Here is a 14,126-nt window from a genome sequence, read left to right on the forward strand (position 1 = left end):
TTGCTATGACAACATCTAGTGAAAGCGTAATTGAACCAGTATCGCAGCTAGCCTCGATGCCTGAAGAACATTTCCGGCGGATGGTGAGTAATATACCGGGGATGATTTATCAGTATGTTCGTTACCCTGATGGTTCAGATTGTTTTCCGTTTGTTGGCTATAAGTGTTTATCTATCTACGAGGTGGCACCGGAGGTCATACAAAAGGAGGCTCATGTGCTATGGGATATGACCTATGCTGAAGATCAGTCTGCTTTAGCCCTTTCTCTTCAGTGCTCTGGTGAAAGTTTACAACCCTGGAATATGCAGTGGCGAATTCTTCCACCCTCTGGGCAACTGAAGTGGGTTGAAGGGATGGCTAAACCAACGCGGCTTGCCGATGGCAGTATCGTTTGGGATGGCGTATTGCTGGATATTACCGATCGCAAAAAACTTGAAGAAGAACGCGATCGGTTCTTTCAACTACCGCTCGATATTTTAGGGATTGCGAATTTGAACTGGCAGTTCCGACAGGTGAATCCGGCGGTGACATTAATTTTGGGCTATGGGATTGAGGAATTTCTAGCTTTGTCATGGCTGGATTTGATTCATCCCGACGATCGCCAGGATGTTTTATGCCAGATGCAACGGTTAGCGAAGGGGGCAACGATCGGCTTTTTTGAAATCCGGTGTCGTTGTAAGGAAGGGGCTTATAAGTGGCTGTCATGGAAGGCTGTGCGAGTTCCCGAGGAATCATTAGTCTATACCGTAGCGCGGGATATTACCTCACGGAAGCTGGCGGAAGAAGCCCTCCAGCGATCGCATGATGAATTAGAACAACGAGTCCAAGAGCGCACGATTGCCTTGCAAAAGGCGTATCAAGAGTTGGCTTGTTTAATTAATAATTCCCCTCTAGCCGTGATTGAGTGGGATAGTAACTTTCGGATTAGAAGCTGGTCGGCACAGGCAGAACGCCTATTTGGCTGGACAGATCAGGAGGTGATTGGGCTGAATTCAGACGAGTTTCCCTTCACCTATGTCGATGATCAGGCGAGTGTTCAGCAAGAGATCGCCCACTTAAAAGATGGTAGTCAGCCCCACGGGGTTCATTGCAGTCGTAACTATACAAAACATCAATCAATTATTTATTGTGAATGGTATAACTCGGCGTTGTTTGATGAATTTGGTAATTTAATTTCGGTGTTGTCTTTAGTGTTGGATGTCACCCAACGAAAACAAGCAGAAGCCGATTTACAGGCATCGCAACAACGATTTGCAACGGCGTTCCATTGCAGCCCAGTTCCCCTCAGTATCACGACTTTCCCAGATGGACAACATCTGGATGTCAATGCCAGTTGGATGGATAGTACAGGTTACAGTCGCAGTGAAGCGATCGGGTGTACCTCGACCCAATTAGAGTTTTGGGATTCTGAGGTTGAGAAAGCCCAGTTTCTAGAGACATTACGGGAACAGGGATCGGTGCGAGGCATGCTGATGCACTCCAGAGTGAAGGATGGGCAAGTTCGCAAGATGCTATTGTCCTCTCATTTGATTGAATTGGATAATCGACCGTGTTTACTGAATGCGGCAGTCGATATTACCGCCAGTAAGCAGGCAGAAGAGTTATTAAAGCGGCAACTTACGGCGATCGAAACCTCAATTGACGGCATCGCGATTCTTGATCAATTGGGGTGCTACACCTATTTAAATCAAGCGCATGTGCAATTATTTGGTTATCAAAATGCGGCGGAATTGATTGGTAAGAATTGGCAAGAACTATACGAAACTAGCGAAGTCCATCGATTTGAGCAAGAGATCCTCCCTGCCTTAACTCACCAAGGCTATTGGCAGGGCGAGGCAGTTGGTAGGCACCAGAGTGGTAGACCGATTTTTCAAGAGATGGCGTTGACGCGCTTGGAAGATGGTGGGTTAACCTGCATCTGTCGCAATATCAGTGATCGCAAACGATTTGAAGCGGAATTATTGCGATCGCGGGATGAACTGGAAACTCGGATTCAGGAGCGTACCGAAGAACTTGAAAATGCCAATGCTTATCTGCAATCGGAGATCGTCCGCCGGAAGAAACTGACAGAGGAATTGGCGACATCAGAAGCCGCTCAACGACAAAGTGAAGCCCGTCTCCAAGCCATTTTAGATCATGCTCAAACGATGATCTATCTTAAGGATACGCAAGGTCGCCATTTATTAATGAATCGGCGCTTGCAAGAACTGTTGGGATTATCCCAGATTAATATTGTGGGTAAAACCCATCATGAATTATTTCCTCCAGAAATCGCTGATACCTTCTGGCAGAATGATCTCAAAGTTCTGGAAGCTCGGACAAGCTTAGAATTTGAGGAAACCTTGCAACAAGCTGATGGGATACACACATATCTTTCAGTCAAGTTTCCCCTCCTAGATGCGACGGGTGTTCCCTATGCTGTGGGTGGAATTTCTACAGATATTACAGTGCGAAAACAAACTGAAGCGAAGATCCTGCAAGCGTTAGAACAAGAAAAGGAATTGAATGAACTGAAATCACGCTTTATCACCAACACATCCCATGAATTCCGCACTCCACTGACAACGATTTTAGGATCGGCAGAGTTATTAGAATATTCCGGTGAGCGCTGGTCTGAAGACAAGAAACAAAAGCATTATCAGCGGATTCGATCGGCCGTACAACATTTGACCCAACTATTAGATGATGTGTTGACCCTAAGTAAAGCCGAAGTGGGCAAGATTCCGTTTACTCCGATGCCGATCGATGTTGTCAAGTTTTGCCACAATTTGGTCGATGATTTGCAGGCGAGTACCACCGAACACCCCATTCACTTCATTTGTCATGAGTTGGAAGTATTAGCCGAGGTAGATGAGAAACTATTACGGCAGATTTTAGAGAATCTCCTGTCCAATGCAATTAAGTATTCCCATTCCCATTGTTCAATTACATTAAAGCTTAGTTGTTCTAGCCATCAGGTGATGTTGACCATTCAAGATCAGGGCATTGGTATTCCTGAAGCTGACCTACCCTACTTGTTTAATCCTTTCCACCGGGGCGAGAATGTGGGGACGACAGCCGGGAATGGTTTAGGTCTGGCAATTATCAAACGCGCGGTAGATTTACATCACGGTGAGATTACGATCGAAAGTCAGGTTGGAGTGGGGACTACTTGCACAGTGTGCCTACCGCTATCCCAAAGTGACTAACAGATTCGTGGTAATTGTTCGCCACTTAACATGTCAATCAGACGAACTGCCCCTATTTGGCTCTGAAGCAGTACCTGCCCAGGGTTGCTCCCAAAAGTTTGAGGCGACGATCGCTCAGTGACATGACCAATTAGACATGCCGAATGATCACTGGCAGTACGGTGTTGATAGGTGTGCATAACGGTCAAAGCTCGATCGGCATCGGCGGCAGGAACGATCGCAATAAAGCGTCCCTCGTTGGCAATGTAGAGCGGATCAAGTCCCAGAATTTCACAGGCTCCCCGAACTTCTTCATTGACGGGAATTTGGCTTTCGGTAATGCGAATGGTAACTTGGGCGGCCGCCGCAATCTCATTTAATGTACTGGCTAAACCACCACGGGTTAAATCCCGCAGGCAGTGAATTTCGATTCCTGCTTGCAACAGTTCTAGCACTAAGTCTGCCACTGGTGCAGAATCACTGGCGATCGTAGTTTCAAACTCTAATCCTTCCCGCACTGCCATAATCGCAATGCCATGTCTGCCAATATCACCGTTAAGTAAAATCACATCACCCGGTTGTACGGATAGGGGAGCGATCGTCCAGGGATGCTCAATCACCCCTACTCCCGCCGTATTAATGAAAATACCATCGCCTTTACCGCGATCGACGACCTTCGTATCACCCGTGACAATTTGAACGTTGGCATTAATCGCCGCCTGTTGAATCGATTGCACGATCTGCCATAGGGTGGTCATCGGTAAGCCTTCTTCCAGAATCAGTCCCAGGCTGAGATAGAGAGGACGAGCGCCTGCCATTGCCAGATCATTCACCGTACCATGAACGGCTAAGGAGCCAATGTCACCCCCAGGGAAACACAACGGTCGTACCACATAGGAATCGGTGGTGAAGGCAATTTTACTACCGGATAGCTGTAAGGTGGCGGCATCATGTTGAATGCGATCGGGTGCGCCAAAGATCGGCAAAAACATCTGCTCGATCAATTGGTGCATTAAGCGTCCACCGCCCCCGTGGGCAAGTAACACTTGAGGATACTGTTGGATGGGGATGGGGCAGGACAAGGCAAAATCTTGAGTTAAATTCATGTTAAAACCAATTGCTCAAGAAACACTGACTGTCGTGGCTGCTTGACGATAACGATAGTAGGCAGCACAAGCCCCTTCCGAGGACACCATTGGCGCTCCTAAAGGATGTTCCGGTGTACAGCGAGTCCCAAAGGCAGGACAATCATAGGGTTTGTGAATGCCTTGCAGAATTAAACCACTGATACAGTCGGAGGGAGGCGCAGGCGGGACAGGGGCAAGGTGTAAGGCGAAGCGCTGGCTGGCATCAAAGTGATGGTAGGGTGGTCGTAGCCCCAAGCCACTCTGGGCAATAGTGCCAATGCCACGCCATTGTTGTGGCACAACTTCAAACACAGTTTGAATTAAATGTTGAGCCGTTTCATTCCCCTGTTTTCGCACCGATCGCACATATTGATTTTCGACCTCAGCGCGTCCAGATTCTAACTGCTGAATACACAGATAAATCCCTTGTAAAACATCGAGTGGTTCAAAGCCTGTGACGACGATCGGGACATGATATTTAGGCGCGATCGCAATATATTCGTGATACCCCATGACAGTACAGACATGTCCGGCGGCCAGGAATCCCTGAACCTGGCAATTGGGCGAGGACAAAATCGCTTCCATCGCTGGAGGGACGAGGACATGCGATACCAGCAGGGAAAAGTTCTCTAGACCTTGTTGGTGAGCTTGAAACACTGCCATTGCCGTTGCTGGAGCGGTCGTTTCAAACCCAACGGCGAAAAAAACCACCTGTTTGTCTGGGTGATGCTGGGCAATTTTTAGCGCATCTAAAGGCGAGTAAACAATCCGGACATCGCCTCCAGCCGCTTTGACACTGAGGAGGTTGGGTAATGCGGTGTTGACAGATCCCGGCACCCGCAGCATGTCACCAAACGAACAAAAAATGACTTCTGGTAGGGTAGCTAGAGCGATCGCAGTATCAATGACCTCAGCCGAAGTAACGCAGACCGGACAGCCAGGCCCATGAATCAGAGTAATGCCTTCTGGCAATAAAGTATCCAAGCCAAATTTGACAATACTATGGGTTTGTCCACCACAGATTTCCATGATTGTCCAGGGACGAGTCGTGATCGCTGCGATCGCGCTGGCAACCTGGTGAACTCGATCGGCATCCCGGTATTCGTCAACAAACTTCATAACTTATTCCGAGCGATATATGACGCGATAGGGTGCATGATGTCTAGGCTACCGTACCCCCTGGAACGGAACGCAAATTCGTTACATTTGGTAGGAGCAATTCAGATTCACTCCTACCTGAAAATTATCCTCACACTAATGGTGATAGATGGGATCGATCGCCGGTCGATAGGTTTGCATCGCTTTCATATATTGCGATCGCTCAAACTCAGTGGGATTGGGACAATTCAATTGGCACATACAGCCTTGAAGTTGGCGAACGGAACTGTAATCATGTTCCTCCAACCAATGGCGCAGTTCTCGTTCAATGTCTTGTAAGTGGTCAATCCCATGACGGAGTAACACACTGACCAGCATGGTAATTTGCGCCCCTGCCATTAATAACCGCACGACATCAGTGCCGTGGTGAACTCCTCCAGTTGCCGCCAGATCTGCAAAGATGCGTCCATACAAAATGGCAATCCATCGCATCGGTAAGCGTAACTCCTGGGGGGTACTGAGTAGGACGTTGGGATGCACTTCCAGGGATTCGATATCAATATCGGGTTGATAGAAGCGATTGAACAACACTAGCGCATGTGCCCCGGCTAAGGTCAAGCGTTGGGCCATGTTCGCCATACTTGTGAAGTAGGGGCTGATTTTGACCGCGATCGGAATATTGACCGCCGTTTTAACTGCGGCAACGATTGCCAGGTATTCTTGCTCAATATCAGCGCTAGTCAGTTCCAGGCTGGTGGGGATGTTGTAAATATTCAGTTCCAGGGCATCTGCTCCGGCTTGTTCAATCTGACGGGCATACTCTATCCAACCGCCGGGAGTAGACCCATTCAAGCTGGCAATAATGGGAATATCAACCATTTCTTTGGCTTGCTGAATGTGGTTCAGATAGCTCTCCGGCCCAACGTGGAAAATATCGGGTTCTGGAAAATAGGTGAGCGCTTCGGCAAAACTGTGAGTGCCGTATTGCAAATGGTGGTGCAGATCTAACTGATCCTGATGAATTTGCTCCTCAAACATGGAGTGCAAGACTACAGCCCCCGCGCCTGCATCTTCCATCTGCTTAATTTGATCGATGTGTTCGGTTAAGGGAGCAGCCGCACCAACCACCAGTGGCGATCGCAGCGCTAATCCCATATAGGTTGTGCTTAAATCCATGATCACGACTCCTTCACATGACTGGGTTAGCTGTGGGACTGGGGCGAATGGGATGGCTTCTGCTGGGTCTGATGACCATTGTGGGGATGGGGAGAGTAGGATGCCATCTGCTGCGCTGGATGATGGGGCTGGGATGAGGGAGATGCCATCTGCTGCGCGGCTAAGTATTGATACATCTGCCAGCGTGTATTCACATCTGCCTGTGCCTGTTGAGCCAATTGTTTCGCGGCTCCTGGTTTACTCAAGGTCAACATCTTGAAGCGATTTTCGCTATACATCGCTTGTTCAACCGACATCTTAGGCGATCGAGAATCGAGGAGTAAGGGGTTCTCACCTTGTTCTGTCCGTCTGGGATCATAGCGGTAGAGCAACCAGCGACCCGACTCAACGGCAGCTTTTTGTTGTTGCATTCCACTTGCCATATTAATCCCATGGGCAATGCAATGAGAGTAGGCAATAATCAGCGATGGGCCAGGATAGGATTCCGCTTCCAGAAATACCCTCAGGGTGTGTTCATCGCGTGCCCCCATGGCGACACTTGCCACATAGACATTGCCGTAGGTCATTGCCATCAGTCCCAGATCTTTTTTGGGAGCGGGTTTACCGCCAGCGGCAAATTTGGCAACTGCCCCTCGGGGGGTCGCTTTAGACATTTGCCCACCAGTGTTGGAATAGACCTCTGTATCAAGCACCAGAATGTTAACGTTGCGACCACTGGCAATTACATGATCCAAGCCACCGTAACCAATGTCATAGGCCCAGCCATCACCTCCAATAATCCAGACACTCTTCTTGACTAAGTAATCAGCTAAGGAGTGGAGCGTTTGCAGTTTGTTCGTGAATGTTTGTGAGCTTGCCGCATCGCTTTGACAGATGGTGAGCCACTGCTCTAAACACTGTTTCAGTTGCGCCACTCGATCGCGTTGGGCGGTAATTTCGGCTTCATCGATTTGGTCAGCTTCAAGGATAGCGGTGACCAGTTCTATGGGAATGTGAGAACCATCGTTCGTCGCGATCGCGAATTCTTGCAACAACTCCTTTGCATATTCCGTATGTTTGTCAATGGCAACCCGGAAGCCTAAGCCAAATTCGGCGTTATCTTCAAACAAGGAGTTCGACCAGGCAGGGCCGCGACCTTCCGCGTTATGAGTCCAGGGCGTAGTCGGCAAGTTACCGCCATAAATGGAAGAACATCCGGTGGCATTGGCAACTAACATGCGATCGCCAAATAACTGCGTTACCAGTTTTAGATAAGGTGTTTCACCACAACCACCACAGGCTCCCGAGAACTCAAATAATGGTTCTTGCATTTGTTGCTGGGCAATTTTATGCAAATTCAGGTGAGCGCGATCGGGATTCGGTAAATTCAGGAAGAAGTCCCAGTTCACCCGTTCCTGCTCCCGGAGGGGGAATTGGGGGGACATATTGATCGCTTTCTTGCGCGGTTCTGCCCGATTCTTAGCCGGACAAACATCGACACATAACGCGCAACCGGTGCAATCTTCCGCCGCTACTTGAATGGTGAATTTCAAGTCTGTCCAGGCGTGATCTTTGGCATCAGCACTCTTAAAAGTGGTGGGGGCAGTTTCCAAGTGAGTCGGTTCATAAACCTTAGAGCGGATCACGGCATGGGGACAAACCATGACACATTTGCCGCACTGCACACAAACATTGGGATCCCACACCGGAATGTCTTGGGCAATGTTGCGTTTTTCCCATTTAGACGTGCCACTGGGATAGGTGCCATCGATCGGGAGCGCACTCACAGGAATGGCATCGCCTTGACGAGCCAGCATTTTACCCAGAACCTCACGCACAAAAGCTGGAGCCGCATCAGACATCGGTACGTGATGACCATTGCCATTACTCGTCTCTAGTGGTTGTTGGCTGTAATCAATTGGATGCAAGTTCTCTAGCGTTTGATCGATCGCTTTGAGATTCATTTGCACTACCGCTTCACCTTTCTTACTGTAGGTTTTGCGAATCGATTGTTTAATTTGCTCGATCGCTTGCTCTCGGGGTAAAACTCCCGCGATCGCAAAGAAGCAGACTTGCATGACGGTATTGATATGTCCGCCCATCCCGGCTGCACGGGCAACCTGAGAGGCATTAATCACATAGACCTGAAGCGATTTTTCGCTGATCTGCCGCTTCAAGCTAGCGGGTAACTGAATCCAGGTTTCGGTGGGAGCAAAGGGGCTGTTGAGCAGGAAGACGGCTCCGGGTTGGGCAGCGCCTAATAAATCGAACTTTTCCACAAACTCCCATTGATGGCAGGCGACAAAATTGGCACTGCTAATTAAGTAAGTAGAACGAATGGGTTCGGCACCAAATCGTAGGTGCGATACAGTAACAGAACCCGATTTCTTAGAATCATAAACGAAGTAGCCCTGAGCATAGTTATCTGTGTCTTCGCCAATAATTTTGATCGAGTTTTTATTGGCTCCCACAGTGCCATCAGAACCGAGTCCATAAAAGATGGCACGAACAACCCGATCGGATTCCGTTGAAAAGTTGGGATCAACCTCTAATGAGGTGAACGTGACATCATCGGTAATGCCAACCGTGAAGTGATTACGCGGGTTATCCTGTTGGAGATGATCAAAAACGGCTTTCACCATTGCGGGGGTAAACTCTTTAGAAGATAAGCCGTAGCGTCCACCCACTATTTTCGGTAACGTTGGGAAATGCTCCGTTTCCACCAGGGCATTGACCACATCTAAATATAATGGTTCGCCAGCACTGCCCGGTTCTTTGCAGCGATCGAGGACGGCAATGCGTTTGACACTAGCTGGGAGTGATTTGACTAAGCGAATATTGTCGAACGGACGGTAGAGCCGCACTTTTAGAATGCCAATTTTTTCTCCCTGAGCCTGGAGATAATCCACCGTTTCGTGAGCCGTTTCACACCCTGATCCCATCAAAATGATCACGCGATCGGCTTCGGGATCACCGTGATATTCATAGAGTTTGTAATGCCGTCCGGTCAACTCAGCAAACTCATCCATTGCCTGTTGCACCATATCTGGACAGGCATTGTAGTAACGGTTGACTGTTTCCCGTCCCTGGAAATAAACATCGGGATTTTGAGCCGTTCCCCGAATCACCGGATGGTCAGGAGTGAGTGCCCGCGATCGATGTGCCAGGATTGACTGATGGGGAATGAAGCGTTCCAGATCTTCGTCCTCTAACAGGGCGAGTTTTTGAATTTCATGGGACGTGCGAAAGCCATCAAAGAAATGTAGAAATGGCAGACGCGATTCTAAGGTGGCACGCGTAGCGATCGCAGCAAAGTCCTGCGCTTCCTGCACTGAAGCAGAGCATAATAACGCGCATCCAGTCGCACGAACTGCCATAATATCGCTGTGATCCCCGAAGATGGACAGCGCTTGGGCGGCTAGCGATCGAGCAGCAATATGAATCACGGCTGACGTTAGCTCTCCAGCAATCTTATACAGATTGGGGATCATTAATAATAAGCCTTGGGATGCCGTAAATGTTGTCGTGAGTGACCCCGCTTGTAAGGCTCCGTGAACAGTACCAGCCGCACCACTTTCACTTTGCATTTCCACGATCGAGGGTACGGTACCCCACAAATTGGTTTGTTTCGCGGATGACCAGGCATCTGCCCATTCGCCCATTGGAGAGGCAGGGGTAATGGGATAAATGGCGATCACTTCACTCAAGCGATAGGCAATCCGAGCGACGGCTTCATTACCATCTACAGTTAAAAAATGAGTAGGACGCATGGGTGAATCCTCATAATGCTAGGTGGCAGGAAGAATTTAGGGATTTAGTTAATTTCATTAGTGATGTACTACACGTTGTTATGCAATGAATCACAGGGTCCGCAAAAGTAGCTAGCTGAAAACCTGTTGTTAATCCATGAAGTGGAGCAGGTGCATTGACCAAATTAGCGCCTAGATTGAAACTAAATCGCAAATGTGAGGATCTTAGGAGGATGAAGCGATCGCAACCAAATAACACATTTAGTTACGAAGGAAATAAATTTTAATCGACTCATTGTTCGCTCTAATGGAACGATTTCAGTCGTTATGGAGGCATGAGCATCCTGGGTGATTGTGAGGGCTAACCAAGCTGAATCTGAGCCAGATAATGCAGTGTTTGTTCGGCTTCCTGTTGATCAACAATGCTAAGGGCAAACCCGACATGCACAATCACATAATCTCCAATCTGCGCTTCGGGCACGTAGGCTAAACTGACTTCTTTGAGAATGCCACCAAAACTCACTTTGCCAGTCCGCCATAGGGTTGCATCAGAATCACTATCGATTTGGTCAACAATACTGACAATTTTGCCGGGGACTGCAAGGCACATAATTATGGTTCTCCTAAATATCTTTGTAATGCAGTTGACGTAAGGCTCCCAGGACTTGTCCAACGGCAATGCCACCGTCGTTAGTCGGAATATGGTGATGCCAGATGGGGGAAAATCCAGTGCGAGTTAAGCGATCGATGGCTCGTTCTAATAAATCACGATTTTGGAAGCAACCTCCAGTCAGGGCGATCTGCTTGATCTGGACTTTCTCAGCCAGCGTGACTAAGGCATCGATGCATGTGTTTTGGCAGGTTGCGGCAATCAGGTTAGTTGGTACCCGATCGCGCCAATCCTGAAGCAGCGCGAGTACCAGTGGCTGCCAGTCCAACACGAAGGCTGAGTCGGGTGGAGTCAGCCAGGTATAGGGATAACGGCGATCGCTCAGAACTGTATCTGCTGCAAACTCTAGTTGCATCGCTGCTTGCCCCTCAAAACTGGCACGATGGCATAAATCCAATAAAGAGGCGATCGCATCAAATAAGCGTCCCATACTGGAGGTCATAGGGGTATTGAATTGCTGTCCTAACATGGAGTGCAGCACCTTTAACTCTGAGGTAGTAAAGGACTGTAGAGAGGGCAGATCAAGTTGCTCAAATGCGCTGTCTCCCAAGCAGGCATACAGTAGCCCTAACGCCGATCGCCGGGGTTCTTTAATTGCCTGATCCCCACCGGGTAACGGAAATGGTCGGAGGTGGGCAAGCCGCTGGAAGCCAGGAGCCGTCTGGGGTTCGGCAGGAACATACAACCACTCGCCGCCCCAAATCGTGCCGTCCAGCCCATACCCTGTGCCATCCCAAGCTACGCCTAAGACAGGAGTATTGATGTGGTTATCTGCCATGCAGGACAGGACATGGGCGTAGTGATGTTGAATCGGGATCAGGGTAGCGTTCCTGGTTTGACTAAAGGACTCTGCAAATTGGTGCGAGTAATAGTCGGGATGAGCATCACAGGCGATCGCCGTTGGTTGCGTTTCATACAGACTCAGGAGATGGGTGATGGCTTCCTGAAATCGGGCGATCGTAGCAGGATTGTCCAGATCACCTAAATGTTGGCTGAGAAAAATCTGTTGATTGAAGCCCAGTGCCACGGTGTTCTTCAGATGTCCCCCCACTGCCAAAATCGTAGCCGCCGCTGGGGAAGAATGGGGCAGCGTTACTTGCAATGGTAAGGGAGCATAGCCTCTGGCTCGTCGTAACACCACAGGTTGATCTTGAATAACTCGCACAATGGAATCATCGACAGGACGAGCAATGGGGCGATCGTGAATGAGACATAAATCAGCAATAGCACCAAGTTGTTGTAACGCAGTTTGCTGATCAATACAAATTGGTTCATGGGCTAAGTTGCCACTGGTGGCGACGATCGGAAATCCCAGTTCAGCTAATAACAGGTGATGTAATGGTGTGTAGGGTAACATTACCCCGAGATAGGGATTATTAGGGGCAACGGATGGGGCGATCGCGGAACGGCTATCTGCATCACAGGCAATTTGTGACAGCAGGACGATCGGGGCTGCTGGTGATTGCAACAGTTGGATTGCCACTGTCGAGAGGTGACAATGGGGCTGAAGGCACTTTAGATTGGGATACATGACGGCTAATGGCTTATGGGGTCGATGTTTGCGTTGTCGTAGCGTTTGTACTGCCGATTCATTTCGGGCATCTACGACAAGATGGAACCCACCCAACCCTTTAAGCGCAATAATCTGTCCCTGACGAATTGCTTCAGCCGTAGCGAGTAAAGCGGCATCGTGAGTGGCTAATACGCCTCCATGCCGATCCCAGAGGGTCAACTGTGGACCACAATGAGGGCAGGCATTTGGTTGAGCATGGAAGCGACGATCACCAGGATTTTCGTATTCTAACTGACACTCTGGACACATCTGGAATTGATCCATTGTCGTATTCGGACGATCGTAGGGCAACGATCGCAGAATACTGAAGCGGGGCCCACAGTGGGTACAGTTGGTAAAGGGATAGCGATAGCGGCGATTTGCCGGATCAAAGACCTCCCGCAAACAGTCAGGACAGGTTGCCAGATCGGGCAGAATGCTAGTCGATTTCCCTATGGCATTGCTCGTTTCAGACGGACGAATTTCAAACTGCGGCTCCCCGATCGCCGTTAGCCAAGCGATCGTGATTGATTGCAGATCGGCATGAACTGGTTTATCTCGTTGGAGTTGTTCTAGGAATGTGGCTAGTTGTGGAGGTGTGCCTTCGACTTCCAGGGTCACTCCCTGGGGCGAATTGTTGACCCAACCCGTTAGCCCTAAGGTAGTTGCCAGGGTATACACAAACGGACGAAACCCGACTCCTTGTACCACTCCTTGCACCTGAACTCTCATGCGGTGGGGGTGGAGATCAGAGGGGAAAAGCAGAGCAGGTTGTAACATACTTTAAACCTCGATCGTCGGCTGAATTGCACTACCTAAATAGGTGTACCAGGCTTCCATGCCTTGCCCAGTCCGAGCCGATAGCTCAAAAATTTGGGCTTGGGGCGCGACTTTGCGGATGTTTGCTAATGCCAACTCCCGGTTAAAGCCAACCGCTTCAGCCAGATCAACTTTGTTAATCATGACAATATCGGCAGTGCTAAACATGGTGGGATATTTAAGCGGTTTATCCTCCCCTTCCGTAACCGATAGCAGCACCACTCGCACCGTTTCACCCAGATCGTAGGCGGCTGGACAAACCAGATTCCCCACATTCTCAATAACTAATAGATTCAGAGCGTTTAAATCTAACTGTGCCATTGCCTGAGCCACCATGTCTGCTTCCAGGTGGCAAGCCTGCCCGGTGGTAATCTGGACGGCGGGTGCGCCTGCCTGTCGCAAGCGTTGGGCATCATTGTCCGTTGCCAGATCGCCTACAATCACTCCTACCCGCAGCGATCGCGGTTGATGGCTGAATAAGCGCTCCTGTAAATCCCGAATCATTCGTTCAATCAATGCCGTCTTGCCCGAGCCAGGGGACGACAGAATATTTAGTGCCAGAATTCCTTTTGCCTGGAAATAGCCGCGATTACGTTCCGCGAACCGATCGTTTTTGGATAACAGAGACAGGTGGACTGGATGGGTGTGAGTGCCATGAGCGTGAGGCTGTTCATGATCATGCGGGTGCTGATGATGCCCGTGTTCATGCTCATGGGGATGCCTCACTTTGCCATTAATCGCGATCGCCACAACATCACTACAACCACAGTCCTGACACATAGTGGGGAT

General features: G+C 49.3%; 8 protein-coding genes. 1 reads left to right on the top strand and 7 read right to left on the bottom strand.

Annotation, left to right across the window (positions count from 1 at the left end; genetic code table 11):
• Positions 1-5: 5 nt before the first annotated feature.
• Positions 6-3,188: a PAS domain S-box protein gene (locus ACN4EK_RS18345; RefSeq protein WP_431659549.1), complete on the top strand. Its 3,183-nt coding sequence runs from the start codon at positions 6-8 to the stop codon at positions 3,186-3,188.
• Here ACN4EK_RS18345 and hypE read toward each other — a convergent pair.
• From hypE to hypB, 7 genes are all read right to left on the bottom strand, one after another.
• Positions 3,185-4,273, bottom strand: a complete 1,089-nt coding sequence (gene hypE, locus ACN4EK_RS18350; RefSeq protein ID WP_431659550.1) for a hydrogenase expression/formation protein HypE — start codon at positions 4,271-4,273, stop codon at positions 3,185-3,187. The two genes, ACN4EK_RS18345 and hypE, sit on opposite strands and share 4 nt — an antisense overlap.
• Positions 4,274-4,288: 15 nt before the next feature.
• Positions 4,289-5,413, bottom strand: a complete 1,125-nt coding sequence (gene hypD / locus ACN4EK_RS18355; protein WP_431659551.1) for a hydrogenase formation protein HypD — start codon at positions 5,411-5,413, stop codon at positions 4,289-4,291.
• Between the two features lie 135 nt (positions 5,414-5,548).
• Positions 5,549-6,568, bottom strand: coding sequence for a dihydroorotate dehydrogenase-like protein (locus tag ACN4EK_RS18360; protein ID WP_431659552.1), 1,020 nt, complete (start codon positions 6,566-6,568; stop codon positions 5,549-5,551).
• 26 nt (positions 6,569-6,594) lie between these two features.
• Complete coding sequence (nifJ, locus tag ACN4EK_RS18365) at positions 6,595-10,317, bottom strand: pyruvate:ferredoxin (flavodoxin) oxidoreductase (protein WP_431659553.1); 3,723 nt, start codon at positions 10,315-10,317, stop codon at positions 6,595-6,597.
• A 340-nt stretch (positions 10,318-10,657) separates the two neighbouring features.
• A complete protein-coding gene (locus tag ACN4EK_RS18370) occupies positions 10,658-10,906 on the bottom strand; it encodes a HypC/HybG/HupF family hydrogenase formation chaperone (protein ID WP_431659554.1) in 249 nt (82 codons plus the stop codon).
• A 13-nt stretch (positions 10,907-10,919) separates the two neighbouring features.
• Positions 10,920-13,298, bottom strand: a complete 2,379-nt coding sequence (gene hypF, locus ACN4EK_RS18375) for a carbamoyltransferase HypF (protein WP_431659555.1) — start codon at positions 13,296-13,298, stop codon at positions 10,920-10,922.
• A gap of 3 nt (positions 13,299-13,301) precedes the next feature.
• Positions 13,302-14,117, bottom strand: a complete 816-nt coding sequence (gene hypB / locus ACN4EK_RS18380; protein ID WP_431659556.1) for a hydrogenase nickel incorporation protein HypB — start codon at positions 14,115-14,117, stop codon at positions 13,302-13,304.
• Positions 14,118-14,126: the final 9 nt, after the last annotated feature.

Origin of the sequence: Pantanalinema rosaneae CENA516, from assembly GCF_050753385.1 — a bacterium.
GTDB lineage: Bacteria > Cyanobacteriota > Cyanobacteriia > Leptolyngbyales > Leptolyngbyaceae > Pantanalinema > Pantanalinema rosaneae.